General features: G+C 67.7%; 14 protein-coding genes. 7 read left to right on the plus strand and 7 right to left on the minus strand.

Going from position 1 to position 15,049, the window contains the following annotated elements:
• Nucleotides 1-104: 104 nt before the first annotated feature.
• Entirely contained in the window at nt 105-665 is a 561-nt protein-coding gene (locus AB0E63_RS33135; RefSeq protein ID WP_360374963.1) for a tyrosine-type recombinase/integrase, read from the plus strand.
• Nucleotides 632-1,114, plus strand: coding sequence for a hypothetical protein (locus AB0E63_RS33140; RefSeq protein ID WP_360374965.1), 483 nt, complete (start codon nt 632-634; stop codon nt 1,112-1,114). Before AB0E63_RS33135 ends, AB0E63_RS33140 begins: the two co-directional genes overlap by 34 nt.
• Before the next feature lie 218 nt (nt 1,115-1,332).
• Here AB0E63_RS33140 and AB0E63_RS33145 read toward each other — a convergent pair whose 3' ends face one another.
• Entirely contained in the window at nt 1,333-1,929 is a 597-nt protein-coding gene (locus AB0E63_RS33145) for a TetR family transcriptional regulator (RefSeq protein WP_360374967.1), read from the minus strand.
• 133 nt (nt 1,930-2,062) lie between these two features.
• Here AB0E63_RS33145 and AB0E63_RS33150 point away from each other — a divergent pair, with 133 nt between their 5' ends.
• The 3 genes from AB0E63_RS33150 to AB0E63_RS33160 all read left to right on the plus strand — a co-directional run bounded on the left by AB0E63_RS33150 (nt 2,063) and on the right by AB0E63_RS33160 (nt 5,174).
• Entirely contained in the window at nt 2,063-3,100 is a 1,038-nt protein-coding gene (locus AB0E63_RS33150; protein ID WP_360374969.1) for a hypothetical protein, read from the plus strand.
• A gap of 275 nt (nt 3,101-3,375) precedes the next feature.
• Nucleotides 3,376-4,194: an SDR family NAD(P)-dependent oxidoreductase gene (locus tag AB0E63_RS33155; protein WP_360374971.1), complete on the plus strand. Its 819-nt coding sequence runs from the start codon at nt 3,376-3,378 to the stop codon at nt 4,192-4,194.
• A gap of 161 nt (nt 4,195-4,355) precedes the next feature.
• Nucleotides 4,356-5,174, plus strand: coding sequence for an SDR family oxidoreductase (locus AB0E63_RS33160; protein ID WP_360374973.1), 819 nt, complete (start codon nt 4,356-4,358; stop codon nt 5,172-5,174).
• A 798-nt stretch (nt 5,175-5,972) separates the two neighbouring features.
• Here AB0E63_RS33160 and AB0E63_RS33165 read toward each other — a convergent pair.
• On the minus strand, nt 5,973-6,176 hold the full coding sequence (locus AB0E63_RS33165; RefSeq protein ID WP_360374975.1) for a hypothetical protein: 204 nt from the start codon (nt 6,174-6,176) through the stop codon (nt 5,973-5,975).
• Between the two features lie 117 nt (nt 6,177-6,293).
• Between AB0E63_RS33165 and AB0E63_RS33170 the strand changes: the two genes are divergently transcribed.
• A complete protein-coding gene (locus tag AB0E63_RS33170; protein WP_360374977.1) occupies nt 6,294-6,560 on the plus strand; it encodes an SOS response-associated peptidase family protein in 267 nt (88 codons plus the stop codon).
• A gap of 477 nt (nt 6,561-7,037) precedes the next feature.
• On the opposite strand, the gene AB0E63_RS33175 is transcribed toward AB0E63_RS33170, so the two are convergent.
• Complete coding sequence (locus tag AB0E63_RS33175; protein ID WP_360374979.1) at nt 7,038-10,028, minus strand: AAA family ATPase; 2,991 nt, start codon at nt 10,026-10,028, stop codon at nt 7,038-7,040.
• Nucleotides 10,029-10,433: 405 nt separating this feature from the next.
• Here AB0E63_RS33175 and AB0E63_RS33180 point away from each other — a divergent pair, with 405 nt between their 5' ends.
• A complete protein-coding gene (locus AB0E63_RS33180; protein ID WP_360374981.1) occupies nt 10,434-11,378 on the plus strand; it encodes an aminoglycoside phosphotransferase family protein in 945 nt (314 codons plus the stop codon).
• An 815-nt stretch (nt 11,379-12,193) separates the two neighbouring features.
• Here AB0E63_RS33180 and AB0E63_RS33185 read toward each other — a convergent pair.
• From AB0E63_RS33185 to AB0E63_RS33200, 4 genes are read right to left on the minus strand one after another with little or no spacing between them, the layout of a single operon-like run.
• On the minus strand, nt 12,194-12,439 hold the full coding sequence (locus AB0E63_RS33185; RefSeq protein WP_360374983.1) for a hypothetical protein: 246 nt from the start codon (nt 12,437-12,439) through the stop codon (nt 12,194-12,196).
• Nucleotides 12,440-12,481: 42 nt separating this feature from the next.
• Complete coding sequence (locus AB0E63_RS33190) at nt 12,482-12,994, minus strand: hydrogenase maturation protease (RefSeq protein WP_360374985.1); 513 nt, start codon at nt 12,992-12,994, stop codon at nt 12,482-12,484.
• A complete protein-coding gene (locus AB0E63_RS33195) occupies nt 12,991-14,286 on the minus strand; it encodes a Ni/Fe hydrogenase subunit alpha (protein WP_360374987.1) in 1,296 nt (431 codons plus the stop codon). The genes AB0E63_RS33190 and AB0E63_RS33195 overlap by 4 nt, the downstream gene beginning before the upstream one ends.
• On the minus strand, nt 14,283-15,032 hold the full coding sequence (locus AB0E63_RS33200; protein WP_360374989.1) for a hypothetical protein: 750 nt from the start codon (nt 15,030-15,032) through the stop codon (nt 14,283-14,285). The genes AB0E63_RS33195 and AB0E63_RS33200 overlap by 4 nt, the downstream gene beginning before the upstream one ends.
• Nucleotides 15,033-15,049 lie beyond the last annotated feature (17 nt).

The following is a 15,049-nucleotide window of genomic DNA, read 5'->3' on the forward strand; positions in this document are numbered from 1 at the left end:
GGGTCGGTGTTCGAACTGCATCAGCCCCCGCCGCGCCGCTACGAGCGCGACCGGCCCTGCCTGCTGCGCGCCGCCTCATCACCGCCGCGCCCGACCTTCCACTAGTGCACCCGAACCGGCACGGCCTGATCGACATCACCGCGGCCGAAGCCGACGGGTTCTGGGCCTGGGCAGCCATCGAGACGCTGCGCCACACTGGCATCCGGATCGAGGAACTCCTCGAGCTGACCCAGCTCTCGCTGCGCCACTACACCTCGACCACGACCGGCACGCTGGTTCCTTTGCTGCACATTGTGCCCAGCAAGACCGATGCCGAGCGGTTGATACCGATGACGCCGGAACTGGTGACTGTGCTGGTCGCGGTCCAGCGCCGCGTCAGGGGCGGCAGCGATCACGTCCCGCTGTCGGTGCGTTACGACCCGGACGAGAAGCTCCACGGCGAACCGTTCCCGCACCTGTTCGCGCGCCGGGTAGGCACACGCCAGGAGGTGATCTCCGCTTCAGTGGTCCGGCGGCTCCTCAACGACGTCGCGCTGTCCGCGGACCTGCACGACGCCGGCCAGCCAATCAACTTCACGCCGCACGACTTCCGGCGCCTGTTCACAACCGAAATGGTGTCCACCGGGCTGCCGTGCACATCGCCGCCACGCTGCTCGGCCACCTGAATCTGGACACGACCCGCGGCTACACCGCGGTGTTCCCCGACGAGGTGATCGCCGCGCATCAGCACTTCATCGAGCGCCGACGCGCAACACGGCCGTTCGCCGAGCTGCGATCCGCGACTGGGGAGGAGTGGGCCGAGTTCGAGAACCATTTCCTGCTGCGCAAGGTCGCGCTCGGCGAGTGCCACCGCCCGTATGGCACCCCGTGCGTTCACGAGCACGCCTGCACCAGGTGCCGATTCCTGCGCGTCGACCCGGCCCAGCTGTCCCGGATCGAGGAAATGACCAGCAACGCCGAGGCACGCCTCGCCGAGGCCAAGGACCGAGCCTGGCTGGGTGAAGTTGCCGCGCTGGAGGAGTCTCTGCGTCACCTGCGCCTACGCCGCACCGAGGCCGCGCAGCCGCTCAGCGCTACCGGGGCCAGAGAGCGCGCAGAAGGTGTGAAGAGCTGACGCCGGCACGGTGGGTACGCGAGCTCGGCGCTCTGCCTGGCTGTTCAACTGGAGGGGGAGGGTTTCGACGTCGCCGGGCTCGAGGTCGGTGCGGTGACGGAGCAGCCGCAGTGGGTGGCAGTAGCGACCTGCCTGCAATGCCGCGTCCTTCCGCCCGTTCGGCAGGGCCGCCGGAGTCATGGCGATGTCGATGTCCGCGCTGGTGTCAGCCACGCGGGTCAGGTGGGTTGGATGGCGTCCATTGCCTGGTCGAGTAGATCGCCGAACGGCTGTGCCTGGTCGATGGTGAGCCAGGTGGTCCAGGCGGCGATGAGGCAGGAGAAGGCCGCACCGACGATGGCCGCGGTGCGCGGGTCGGCCGGATCGGGCCATCCGGTGCGGCTGCGCGCCTCGTCGAGCACGAGCTCCTGCATCCGCGAGACCCGTTCGAGGTAGCTGGCGTTGAGCGTCGGATGGTCCCGGACGATCTTCTCCATGGCGATCGTTGTGGCTCCCCGGGCTTCGCTCTCGAAGTATTCGGCGACCCGGCCGAAGACCTGCCGCAGCGACACCCAGATGGGTTCGTCGGCGGGGCGGGCGGCCAGGTCCTCGGCGAGTTGCTCCCCGAAGAACTCGTACTTGCCCATCACCAGTTCTTCCTTCGACGCGAAGTAGCGGAAGAACGTGCGCTTGGACATTCCGGCCGCCGCCGCCAGGTCGTCGATGGTGGTCTCGTCGTAACCCTTTTCGACGAACAGGCCCACGGCGAGCTGCGCCAGCTCGCCGCGTACGGCCCGGCGGGTGCGTTCCCGGACCGGTAGTGGATCGCGCTTCATGACGACAACAATACCACACAGACGCACACTTGACACTAAGTGCCATCTTCGGCGTATAGTGGCTATCGAGCCGATGAGTGACATGGGTGGCCTGCCCTCACCTCGGCCGAGAACCTCGAGAAGGAGCAACGTCATGCCCGCCACCAAGCGCCGCGCACTGATCCTCATCTCGTCCGGCCGCCAGTTGCCGCTGGTCGAGCCGGCCGAGGTCAAGTCGATCTCGACCGGGTTCTTCCTGGTCGAGATGGCTCAGGTACTCAAGGAGTTCGAGAACGACTACGAGTTCACCTTCGCCACCCCCGACGGCAACGCCCCGCAACTCGACATCAACGGCATGGCTCTGTCCGTGCAGTCCATCGAGAAGACCGGCGCCAAGACCCTCCCCATGCGCATGGAGCAGCGCCGCCGCTCGTTCGAGGTCAGCAGCTTCCGGCGGCGCCACCCCGAGTTGGTCGCCCGCCGCGAGCAGGAAGTCCGGCTGCTGGAGCGGCACATCGGCCGGATCCCGGTCTCCGAACTACTGCCCAACAGCGAGCCGGAGCTCGCCGAGTACCGCCCCGAACTGATCCGCCGCCTCGACAAGCTGCCCGAGGGCACCTTCCACTCGCTGCAGGAACTCGTCCTGCGCCACCGCGACCCGGCCGACCCGTTCACCTTCGCCGACTTCGACTTCATCCACGCCCCCGGCGGTCACGCCCCGATGGTCGACTTCCGCGACGACCCGTGGCTCGGCGAAACCCTCCACGTGGCCCGGGAGAACGGCGTCACCATCTCGCTGATCTGCCACGCCCCCATCGCGGTGACCTCCACCCGGCAGCGCATCGACGCGCAGGGCGCCGCCTACTCCGTGAAGGACAACCCGTTCCTCGCCGCCACCATCTCGACCGTCCCCACGATCGGCGAGCGGTTCGCGCTGCGGTTCCTCTACCCGCGCGTCCCGGGCAAGAGGACCCGACTGCCCTACTTCGTCGACGTGGCCATCAAGGAGGCCGGCTTCACCGTCGCGTCCTCCCTCAACATCTCCGCCCCGCAACTGGCCTACGAGCCCTCCGTACGGTTGCTCACCGGCAACGGCCCGCAGGCCATCGACCAGCAGGCCGCCAAGCTGCGCAGCATCCTCACCAGCACCCCAGCCGCCCAGCGCGCCAGCAGCAAGCAGCTGATCAAGTAACCGTGACCATCCACCCTGCCGGCCACACAACGGTGGTCGGCCGAGGAGACGGATCAGTGGCGGGCCCATACGGCCCGCCAGATCACCGGGGCGAGCTTCCCGCAGGAGATTCAGGCCCCTGAGTCGAGAGCCCGTTTCCCTGTGACATCAGCGCAAGGCCGCTGACCGTGGAGCTGCGGGCCGCTACCGCCGCCCATCTCCACAACGAACTCAACATTCTCGGGATCGCCATCCCGCTTGCGGATGGCCGTCCATACCCACAGAAGGTCTACTTCATGAGCAAGGTCTGGTTCATCACCGGTTCGTCGCGCGGTTTCGGCCGCGAATTCGCCCTCGCCGCCCTGAAGCGCGGCGACCAGGTCGCGGCAACCGCCCGGGACACCAAAACGCTGACCGACCTGGTCGAACGGTTCGGTGACGCGGTGCTGCCGCTGCGACTGGACGTCACCGACCGAGCGCAGGTGTTCGAGGCGGTCGCGGCGGCCAAGGAGCGGTTCGGCCGACTGGACGTAGTGGTCAACAACGCCGGTTACTCCCTGATCGGCGCCGTGGAGGAACTCGGCGAGCAGGAACTGCGCGACCAACTGGAGACCAACGTGTTCGGCGTCTTCCACGTCACCCAGGCGGTACTGCCCGTCCTGCGTGCGCAGGGCAACGGCCACATCGTCCAGATCTCCTCGGCCATGGGGGTGGCCACCTTCGGCGGCACGGGCGGCTACAGCGCCTCCAAGTGGGCGCTCGAAGGCATGAGCGAGGCACTCTCCCAGGAAGTCGCTGCCTTCGGCATCAAGGTCACGACGATCGAACCCGGCGCCTTCGCCACCGACTTCGCGAGCTCGTCGGTCTTCACCGCCCACCGCCAGGACACCTACGGCCCCCTGCACGCGTCACTGAACGAGATGGGCGCCTCCGCCCAGATGCCCGGCCCCGAGGGAGTCGGCGGAGCGATCCTCCAGCTTGTCGACGCCGAGGAGCCGCCGCTGCGCGTGTTCTTCGGCGAGCAGCCCACCCAGTGGATACCCGCGGTGTACCAACAGCGCCTGAAGACCTGGGCCGAGTGGGCGCACGTGTCCAAAGCCGCGGAAGGCAACTAGCAAACGCCCGGCCCTCGGGCCATGACACGTCGGGCCGACGGCCCGCCAATGACCGTGGAGCTGCGGCCGCTACCGCCGCCCACCTACACAACGAACTCAAAACAATCCGGACAGCCCTCCCGCTCGCGGGTGGCCGTCCATACCAACAGGAGATTCACATCATGAGCAAAGTTTGGTTCATCACCGGCGCGTCGAAAGGCTTTGGCCGCGAGTTCGCCCTCGCCGCCCTCGAGCGTGGCGACAAGGTCGCAGCGACCGCCCGCAACACGGACACTCTGAGTGATCTGGTCGAGCAGTACGGCGACGCCGTCCTCCCGGTCAAGCTCGACGTCACCAACCGCGACCAGGTGTTCGCTGCGGTGAAGTCCGCGCACGAGACGTTCGGGCGGATCGACGTCGTCATCAACAACGCGGGCTACGGGCTCTTCGGAACGGTCGAGGAGATCACCGAGCAGCAGCTGCGCGACCAGCTCGAGACGAACCTGTTCGGCGTTTTCGATGTCACGCAGGCGGTCCTCCCAATCCTCCGCGAGGAGCGCGCGGGCCACATCATCCAGATCTCGACCATGGGCGGCATCGTCGCGTTCCCGACCCTCGGTGCCTACCATGCGTCGAAGTGGGCACTGGAAGGGATGACGGACGCACTCGCTCAGGAAGTCGCCGGCTTCGGCATCAAGGTCACCCTGGTCGAACCCGGCGGCTTCGCCACCGACTGGTCCGGTGCCTCCGCCATCGTCGCCGACGCGCATCCCGCGTACGCGGCTCTGCACGAGAACATGGCCGCGCGGCGGGCGCAGGTCGTACTCCCGGAGCCGGTCGGCTTCAAGTCCGCGATCCTCACGCTCGTCGACGCCGAGGAGCCGCCGCTGCGCGTGTTCTTCGGGGAGGGGCCGACTCAGATGGCACCGCAGGTCTACCAGCAGCGCCTGGCCGAGTGGGCCGAGTGGGCGCACGTGTCCAAGGCCGCAGAAGGCAAGTAGAAAACGCCCGGCCCGCAGGCCATGACACGCCCACACCACGGCGTGCACCCGCACCGCCGGCACCTGAGGGAGCCCCGGACGGCACCTTCGCCCGGGCTCCCTCACCCGCAGGCAGCAGATCCTTCTCCAGCGAAATTCGACGTCACCTGCTTCCGTGAGCGCCATGCCGCCCCCGCAACCCGCCGTCCATCGCTACGCCGTCGGAAAGCTGGTGGCGTGTGGCGGCCCGACGCTGCGAGCCTCTGTATCAGGACGTACACGGATGAAGCGCAGATCGCCACCTTTGATCATCGCTTCGGCAGCCCCCTCATGCTGCGTCCCCGACGGCCTGCACGCCTAGCTCGCCTCCGCTGCCAGCGCCGGCTGAGATCCCACGCGCTACATGACCGGACGCAACTTCAAGCCTAAAGCCGTCGCCCCCGAGACGGATCCGCCGGTGCACCCAGCTTGACAGGTTCAGTAAAGGTAGCCGTCCCACTTCACCTCGTAGCGTGAACCGCCCGGAAAGCGCGTGCGGGCCGGGGATCTGGTCGATCGACCGGGCCAGGGCCACGTCGATCGGGCCGGCCAGATCGGCCGGGATTCGTGTCTCGGTCGGTTCAGTCCTGCGCCTGGCCGGGGTCATTGCCGCTCCTGTTCCGTGATCGGCGGAATGGCGGCCACACGATGATCTTCACCTGCCGGATCGTCAGCCAAGGGCCGCGGTGCGGGCAGAACCGGTGGTGCTCGGGGACGTTCGCCCCGTCGCAGTTCCCGCACCGCCAGACCCGGGCCATGGCACCAGCATGCGCCTGGATCTCAGCTCATGTCGCCGTACGGCGACCGGTTCGGCGGCAACAGGCTGATGTCCTCGGACTGCGCCTTGGACCGGATCGCGGCCTCAGATCGACCGAGCTTCATGCTCATGACCCCGACGGGCGTGTTCGCCCCGGCCAGGTCGCGCAGCTCCTTGACCTGGTCGTCGGCCCATTCCTGGCCGCTGTCCGAACTCCGGTCAGCCATGGGTCCTGCTCCTCCTCCGGAAGTGGGTGGTTGCCTCCAGCCCCTGTACCCACCGTCACACACCGAACCACTCCTGGCCAGCTGTGTATCCGGCCCGGTCGTGGCAGTCTGGGAGCCATGTGTGGTCGCTATGCGTCAACAGCCCGCCGGGCCGATCTGCTCGAACAGTTCCAGGTCGACGACGACAACGCCGACGAACTGAAGGACCCGGACTACAACGTGGCCCCCACCAAGACGGCGCCCGTCGTGATCGCCCGGCCGCCGGGCGACGGCCCCAAGGACGCCGACGCGGTCCGCCAGCTGCGGCTGTTCAAGTGGGGACTTTTACCGAACCTGCGGGCGTGTAGCGAGGACAACCGTAGGCGTGTCCACGCAAACCCTTAGGGGCGACCGAATCTGAGGAGGTTTGGCCCTCGATCTGAGGTGATGAACCCGATGTGTGGCGCAGCCACCGCGCCGACCATGAAGGGAAACGGCGATCCCGCCGCATCGACCTCATGGAGAAGTCATGAACCGCAGGAACTCAGCCATCGCAATATCCGCACTCGCGTTGGGCGCAGCCGCGTTCACTGCGACCGGAGCATCGGCACAACAACCGCCAGAGCCGAGGTCTGGGGAAAGTCCCGCCGCCCCGGTGTCGGTTGTCCAGCAGGTGCCGGTCGACGACGCAGGCGTCGAGGCCCTCCAGGCCGGTGCATCCGCGCTCGCTGGTGTGGGCCTCGCCCTCGGTGGGTCGTGGCTGTACCGACGTCGCCACGTGCCTGCCATCTAGGCGGATCGCCGTACCTGCGCACCCCTGCAGGTACGGCGGCGGCCCCGCTCGCATTGATCTCGCCGGTCCGCCTACAAAGCCGGGATAGTTCATTCCGAGCTGACTATGGGCGGGCCGAGTCTGAGCGCGAGCGCGGATACATCTCGACGCGACGATGTTCCGGTCTTGCGCAGCAAGTTCGACACATGGACGCTGAGTGTCTTCTTGCTGATGAACAGGGCGTCGGCGATCTCTGAATATGTTCTTCCCGCGACGAGGTGGGAGAGGACCTCCAGTTCTCGCTGCGTCAGCGCATGGAAGGGCTCCGGCAGCGTGTCGCGTCGCGGGGGCGTCACCGGTTCCTGGAGTGGGATCTTGCCGATGGCTGCCAGCGCGGCCGCATGCCGCTGCAGTGGGTGGGCCTCGGAGCTTGTGGCGAACTGATGCACCGCCCGGAGCGGTGCCGCGGCGGCGGAAGGATCCGTTCCCTCGTCCAGCAGGGCCTGCGCATGTCGCCAGGACGCGATCATTTGCTCCCATTGCAGGCCTGCGGCTTCGCACGAAGCGACCGCCTTCTCCCAGGTCAAGGATGTAATCGTCTCGCCGCGGCACCGGCTCGTCTCCGCGTTGAAGAGCGCCTCCATCGCCGGTTGAACAAGGTCCTCGGCGACCAGCACCTCGAACGGTCGCTGAGGAAGGTCTTTGCGTAATGCGATCAGGGCGTCGAGGTTGGATCTCGCCGTGCTCACTCGGTCACCGTCGCGTCGGTCTCGGGCGTCCTGCGCCATGTCGGCTGCAGCACGCGCCCCCCACAGGAGCATCTCGTCGGCAACACGCGGATCGACGGAATGGACCGCAAGCGTTCGCATGAGCATGTCGAGAGCTCGGTCGGGATGGCCCGCTGCCAGGAGACACTCAGCCAGGATCGGCGGCGCCATTAAGCCTGGCCGCTCATCGAGGTCCGGTATCGCTTCTCTCGCCCGCTCTAGGTGCAGACGGGCCACCTCTAGGTCTCCTCGCCTAGTGGATAGCAACGCGGCCACGAGCCGTACGTCAGCTGTACATTCCGGCCCCTCGGCCAAGGCGAGGCCTTGGCGGATGACGCGGCCAGCCTCCGCGAGGCGCCCGAACATGAGGAGCTGGCACGCCAGGACACGCGTCAGACCAGAGACCACGTTCAACGCACCTGCGTCGAGGGTGTCGCTGAGCCCTTCGGCCATGATGCCGGTCGAGTCGGCCACGCGGCCGCGCGCATCGAGGTAGTCCGACCGGACCATACGAGCTTGGTTGAGCAAGGCAGGGTCATGCGTCAGCCGGGCGAAACGCAAGCACTCCGCTGAGTCGCGATCGGAGCGATCCTCCCGGATGAACGCCAAGGCCCGCGCTCTGTAAGCGTGTGTCAGTGCTTCGTTGGACCAGGCCCGATGCGCTGCCTGGACAGCTTGCTCGGCGTACCGTCGCGCCGCCTCGGGGGCGTTCATAAACGTGTGAGACTCGCTCAGAGCGGCCAGCGCCTCGGCATACTCCCTGCTGTCAGGAAACGCCCGGGCCAGTTCGACAGCACGCTCGATCTCATTGATCGGTTCGCCGGTGGCTCGGCCGGTGGACCAGGCGCTAGAAGCCCAGTGCCTCATGACCCGGCTCGCTCGCAGTGGGTCGGCTCGTTCATCGACCAGATCATGCGCCCGATTCCAGGCAGTGAAGATCGACTCGTCGTCGCCCGCCAGCCTGTGCGCATCAGCGAGGCGCTCCAACAGGTCCAGTTCCTGGTCCACGCTCTGAGCGTCGCCACGATGGACGGTAGGCCAGAGGCGCGCCGCCCGGCTCAGATGAAGCGCCTCCTCGCGAAGCGCCCTGAGATCTCGCGCGAGGCCGGCTGCGCGTAGCGACACCTCGAGGCAAGACCCCAGGGCGCCTGCACCCTGGTAGTGCTGGGCCAGGTCGCCCTGCCGGCGGAGTTCGTCGATGCCTGTGCGGCACCGGGACTCGAGCGCCTTCGCCCATGCGGCATGGATTGGACCTGCCTCGCCGGGGACCAAGGTTCCGCACAGTACGTCGGCCAGCAGCGGATGCCGGAACCAGCACGTCTCGGCGTCCACTGCTACGCAGATACCGGCGTTCGTCGCCTCGACCAGCGCATCGACCACGGCCTCGGCGCCGATGCCGCGCGCCGCGGCGACCTCGGTCAGGTCGTCGTCGACCAGCGCAGGCCGCCCGCCGACCGCCAGCATCCGCATGACCTCACGCGCCGGCGCCGACAGCCGGTGCCACGCCCCGAGCAACGCTCCCGTCAACTCTGTGGGCAGACCAGCAGGAAGGCCGTCGTCTGCGAGCGCGACTCCGCCGACGAGCAGTTCGCTGAGGTAAGGATTGCCGTCGGAACGTCGTGTCACGTCGGCTACCAGGCGCGGATGTGGTCGCCCGCCCAGCAGCGCGGCGAGCTGGTCCTCGGTCTCATCCCGGCTCAGTCTGTTCAGCCGTACAGATGAAACCGACGGCAGCCGGGTCAGGTCGGCCAGCCAGCTGTGCAGCGGATGCCCCGCGGCGAGCTCCTCGTCCCGGTATGTCATCAACATTGCCAGGCGCTGGGTTCTGAAGCCCGCAACAAGATAGGTGATCGCATCACGCGAGGCCGGATCCGCCCACTGCACATCATCCACGACCAGCACCGTCGGCCGCCGGGACGCGATCGCCATCACCAGCCCATCGACCACAGGCAGCAGCCGAACCGCCCCCAGTGAGGCCTGCCCGCCCAACGAAGGCAACAACTCAGCAGCGGCCGGAACAGCGGCCAACACCCCGGACACCTCCGAAGGCGGGGCAGACTCGATCCAGCCCTCCAAGGCGTTGATCAGCGGCAGGTATGGCGCGTCGACTGATCCGAAATGGACGCACTGCCCCCATAGCACGACGATCCCACGCCCGCCGGCATCGTCGCAGATCCGCCTGACCAGGCAGGTCTTGCCCACGCCGGCCTCACCGTGCACGAACACCGCACACGGCCGGCCTTCAGCCGCCCCCTGAATCGCTGCACCGAGGATCCGCAGTTCCTCGACCCGCCCCGCAACGAGGGGTGGCCGCGAGACTGCAGGCTCACCCACGCCACTCAGTCTGCGCCGCACGGGCCGAATTGTCTCCATCGACCTGCCCAGGCCGACCAGACGCACGCCGCGAACGACTGATCCGACCGGCGAAGCGAACTCGTTCTAGACCACAACCAGACCGGGGTGCAGGTGATGCGCTTTCGGAGCACGCGTGCCGCCCGAGCCCGCCCCGATCAAGTTCCGAGCGCCGAACATGCTCGCTGGTCACGGGCCGTTGACGGCTGCCTCCGTCCAGACCCGCTGTTAGCAACGCCGTCAGCAAACGACCCGCGGACCCACCGCCAATGCAGGAGCGGCAGATGGCCGCCCATCCAATCCGCGTAGGGCGCCTGAGGTTCATGGGCCAGCGCGCCAATCGACCCGTCAATAGGCCAGCGGATGACCTGGGCGGATACTGGCGGGATGCAGCACCCTAGTCACGAAGAGGTCGCCGCATTCCTCGCCCAGCATTCCGGCGGCACTGCCAGCGACCTGGAGCCACTCACGGGCGGCGCCTGGTCGTCGGCATGGGCCTACCGAGCGGGCGGCGAGGAATTGGTTGTCCGATTCGGTCGTGAACGTTCCTGGTACGAAGCCGACCGCATGGCTCTGGCCTTCAGCGGACCGGATCTACCGGTACCGCAGGTCAGGGAGGTGGGGACCACGCTGACCGGACAGGCCTACGCCATCTCGGTCCGTCATCACGGGCGGTTCCTGGAGGACAGTCGAGTCGAGCGCGCCGATGCCGTCGCCCCGGCCCTCACCCGCCTGCTCCTCGCGCTCTACCGGGCACCCGCATCCCCCGGTGCACCGGTGATGTGGCACCCGGCAGGCGCGCCGGCACCCAGTTGGCGAGAACTTGTCCTCAGCAGGCTGGCGGACGGACGGAGGGCCGCCCTGGACGGCGACCCGAAGCTCGCGGCCCTGGCCAGGGCGGTCTGCGACCGGGTGAGGACGCTGGTCGCGGCCTGCCCCGAGCGCCGCGATCTCATACACGGCGATCTCCTGCACGGCAACGTGCTGGTGAGTCCAGACTGTTGCCGGGTTCAAGCGGTGCTTTCCTGGAAAAATTCGCTACGCGGTGACTTCCTCTACGACGCCGCCTGGTGCAGTGTCTGGGGGCCGGTGTTCTACCCGGGGATCGCCGCCATCGACCCGCTGTCGGGACTGCTCCAGGACCCAAGCCTACGAGCCGACCAGAGCGCCCTCATCGACGCCGCCGTACGCCACCACTGCTACGAGCTGCAGATCGGCTTCACCCACCTGGGGTGGAGCATATTGACCTGGAACCAGGAACACCTCACCGCCACCGCCGGCCTCCTCGCCGAGATCCTCGAACGCGGTCCCTTGCCCACGACCGGCACCTGAGTAGCCAACCGCACTACATCGGACGTGAAGATCCGAACCAGGGTGGGGCCAACGAGGCGGCCGACGCTTCGCCACCATTCAGCCCTAAGACCGGCTGAGAGCCGTGGGCCTCCGGACGGGCCCCAGTGCGGTCATGCGGCCACCACACTCCCCGTCATCCTCCAGACCAGCCAGATTGTCGGCCGCCACGAAGCGGGTCCAGGGGCGCGCTTGCTCGATCGCGCCAGCGACGCCGTAGGCGCCCTGGACGCGCGCCGCGAAGGCCGGAGACTGGCATATGAGGAGTGCGGGTCGTCACCGTACCTGCGAACCGAGCCATCGAGTCTTGACGATGCTCGGCTTGTCCGCCCGGCGAACCTGAGGACGGCGCCCCCGCCTGGCTCGACCACGTCCACGATGACGTCCGCCGCCCGCAAGGGCGGTAACCGGGCGGTACGCCGTCTCAGCGGCTCCTTGATCATCGAGAGCTCGACGCGGCAATCTCGGGGACTCCAGTGGGTAGCCGCTTGGCTGGGTCGTTGCGACAGCGCCGGTCATGACATGGTTCGTGACATGAAATCGCGTCAAACACAGGTGTCGAAGTGGCCTAGAGGGCTCAGTCCCAGAGTTCCGCCGCCTGAAGTGCAGTACTGATGGCGATAGCGTGGCTCTTCTAATCCGTCAGTCAGCCAACGCTCGAGATCTACGCATCAGAAACCCGCGTTCCGCGCTTGATCGACCGGCCCGCGTCGACGCATGTCCCGGTTCAGCAGACAGCGCATCGTGCTCACGGGTGAAGCACGTCGACGGGCACAGGTCCTGGCCGCCAACTCGACTCACGGCCACTTCTTGGCTTGCTGAGCAAGGAGTTCGCAGATGCGCTGCGTGTACTCGTCGCGGTCAGCTCGTGCCTCGGCAGCCCGCTCGGTTGCGAAGCAGCCCAGGCAAAGGCCGCCGGCGATCGCGGGGCCGTCGTTGTTCACGCGTCGGTTCGCGACCTCCTTGTTGCGTCGCGCAGCCTCGAGTACATGCTGGTCCTCGGCAAGGCGGTGATCCTCCGCGCGCCGCTCGTCGTACGGCACCTCGTTACCGAAAGTGGGCGGGAAGCCAGGCACCGTGATTCGTCAGGAGACGGTCCTTCCGATCTGGACCGACATCAGATCCGTCAGTACGGCGTGGACGAGTCTGGGCAAGGCGGCAGCGACCACTGGCGACAAGTCGGTGCCGAAGGAGACATCGGCGGCCTCGACCGCGTAGACGACGAGTCGTTGTGGCAGACGGTCCAGCGCCGCCGCGAGCCGCAGCGCGTCGGGGATACCGAGGCTGTGCGAACCAGCCGAGTGTGCGTGCGCCTCTTCGGCGACCGGTTCGCCGTTACCGGCGAACAGCTCGTGGTGAAGGGCCACATCGGTGCGATGGATCTCACCGGGTGTCGACGGCTCGCACAGTACGGCGTCGACAACGATCGCGAGGTGCACGCCGGACCAGTCGTCGATCAGTCTCGCGGGTTCGCCGTCGGACACGATCAGCTTCGCGCCGGGCAGCCAACGGTCTTCGAGAGCGGCGATGAGGGCGGGCCCGATACCGTCGTCGCGGCGGTACTCGTTGCCGACACCGATCACCGCGGCCTGCGTCATCGCCGGTCCATGACGAGATCGAGGAAATGCGTCGAGCAGGAGATGCACGGGTCGTAGTTGCGGATCGTCCGCTCGCACAAGCGCGTCAGCGGCTCGTCGTCGAGGTCGAGGTTAGCCGCGACAACCCGCCGGAGGTCGTCCTCGATCGCGGCCTGGTTCTGCGACGTCGGCGGCACGATCGTCGCCGACCGGACCAAGCCGTCAGCCCCGATCCCGTACCGGTGGTACAACAGACCTCGCGGCGTCTCGCTGACGCCGTGCCCGATCCCGTCACGCGGCTGGACAGCGACGTACGGCGGTTCCGGCGGCTGGTAGGCGTCGATCAATCGTAGGGCCTCCTCGACCGCGTACGCGGCCTCGATCGCTCGGACCACGATGCTGCGGAACGGGTTGCGGCACTCACTTCCGAGCCCCGCATCGGCGGCGAGTCCGCGGGCCAGCGGTGACAGCTGCTCGTGGTTCAGGGTGTAGCGGGCCAGCGGTCCGGTGAGGTACCGGCCTCCGTCGAGGTGGGCGTGCAGAGCGGTCGAGTGCGGCACCTGCTCCTCGACCACATGGTTGCTGAAGGCATCGACCTCGAAGGACGAACCATCGCCGCGGCGCAGCGTCGTACCACCTTCGATGGCGTAGCGGACCGGGTCATGGACGGCCAGCAGTTCGTGGTCGAGCTCCAGATCCGGGAAGTCGAGTCCGGCAACCCACTGCACCGTCGCGATCGCGGCGTCGAGTGCCGGACGGAGCTGGGCCGCCAGTTCGTCGAGCTGAGCGCGGCTCGGCGCGGAGTAGAAGCCGCCGATGCGAACGTTGATCGGGTGGATCGCCCGGCCGCCGACCAGGTCAAAGATCGCGTTGCCGGCCTTCTTCAGCATCAGGCCGCGCTCGACGATCTCGCGGTGGTCGGTGGCCAGCGCGATCGCGTCCGGGTAGCCGAGGAAATCCGGCGCGTGCAGCAGGTAGATGTGCAGCGCATGGCTGGAGATCCACTCGCCGCAGTACAGCAACCGCCGGAGCTCGCGGATCGCGCCGCCGACCCGCACCCCGCAGGCATCCTCGATCGCGGTGCACGCACTCGTCTGGTAGGCGACCGGGCAGATCCCGCAGATCCGCGCGGTGATGTCCGGCGGCTCGGTGTAGCTCCGGCCGCGCAGCAACGCCTCGAAGAACCGCGGCGGCTCGTAGATCTGCAGGTCCGCGCGCTCCACGTCGCCGTTCCTGACGATGACGTGAAGCGCGCCCTCCCCCTCTACCCTGGCCAGCGAACTGACCTTCAGCTGCCTCGCACGGTGACTCATGACGACCAGCCTCCGGCTGCGGCGTTGAAGGTAAGGAAGACCCGATCGACGTCGTCCTCGCTCATCCCTGCCGCCCGCAACCGCGGAACCAGGGCCGCCACGTTGGGCTTCGTCATCGGGCCGAAGCAGCCGAAACAGCCACGCCGGTACGCCGGGCACAGCGCCCCGCATCCGGCGTGCGTGACCGGTCCGAGACACGGCGTACCCTCGGCGACCATGACGCAGGTCAGACCGCGGCGTTTGCACTCGGTGCACACCGAGGTGTCCGGCAGGTTCGGTTTCCGGCCGGCCAGGAAGGCGGTCAGCACCTCCAGCAGCTGCCGGCGGTCGATCGGGCACCCGCGCAGCTCGAAGTCGACCGGGACATGGTCGGCGATCGCCGTCGACGTGGCCAGGGTCTCGATGTAGTCCGGCCGGGCGTACACCACCGACGCGAACTCGGCGACATCACCGAAGTTGCGCAACGCCTGGATCCCACCCGCCGTGGCGCAGGCGCCGATCGCCACCAGCACCCTCGACTCGGCACGGATCCGGCGAATTCGCTCGGCGTCGGCGGGCGTGGTGATCGAACCCTCGACCAGCGCCACGTCGTACGGTCCCGGCCGGACCGCGCTCGACGCCTCCAGGAAGTGCGCGATCCGCACCCGCCCGGCCAGCGCGAGCAGCTCGTCCTCGCAGTCCAGGACGGTGAGCTGGCAGCCGTCACACGAGGCGAGCTTGAAAATCGCGAGCGTCGGAATGTCCATCGTGCCGAGAGCACACC

Origin of the sequence: Kribbella sp. NPDC026596, from assembly GCF_040638415.1 — a bacterium.
Lineage (GTDB): Bacteria > Actinomycetota > Actinomycetes > Propionibacteriales > Kribbellaceae > Kribbella.

Excerpts from the sequence above, each read along its gene's own strand:
- AB0E63_RS33145 (WP_360374967.1), bottom strand. The coding sequence starts at position 1,929 with ATGAAGCGCGATCCACTACCGGTCCGGGAACGCACCCGCCGGGCCGTA.
- AB0E63_RS33165 (WP_360374975.1), bottom strand. The coding sequence starts at position 6,176 with ATGGCTGACCGGAGTTCGGACAGCGGCCAGGAATGGGCCGACGACCAG.
- AB0E63_RS33200 (WP_360374989.1), bottom strand. The coding sequence starts at position 15,032 with ATGGACATTCCGACGCTCGCGATTTTCAAGCTCGCCTCGTGTGACGGC.
- AB0E63_RS33190 (WP_360374985.1), bottom strand. The coding sequence starts at position 12,994 with ATGACGCAGGCCGCGGTGATCGGTGTCGGCAACGAGTACCGCCGCGAC.
- AB0E63_RS33195 (WP_360374987.1), bottom strand. The coding sequence starts at position 14,286 with ATGAGTCACCGTGCGAGGCAGCTGAAGGTCAGTTCGCTGGCCAGGGTA.
- AB0E63_RS33160 (WP_360374973.1), top strand. The coding sequence starts at position 4,356 with ATGAGCAAAGTTTGGTTCATCACCGGCGCGTCGAAAGGCTTTGGCCGC.
- AB0E63_RS33180 (WP_360374981.1), top strand. The coding sequence starts at position 10,434 with ATGCAGCACCCTAGTCACGAAGAGGTCGCCGCATTCCTCGCCCAGCAT.
- AB0E63_RS33150 (WP_360374969.1), top strand. The coding sequence starts at position 2,063 with ATGCCCGCCACCAAGCGCCGCGCACTGATCCTCATCTCGTCCGGCCGC.
- AB0E63_RS33170 (WP_360374977.1), top strand. The coding sequence starts at position 6,294 with ATGTGTGGTCGCTATGCGTCAACAGCCCGCCGGGCCGATCTGCTCGAA.
- AB0E63_RS33155 (WP_360374971.1), top strand. The coding sequence starts at position 3,376 with ATGAGCAAGGTCTGGTTCATCACCGGTTCGTCGCGCGGTTTCGGCCGC.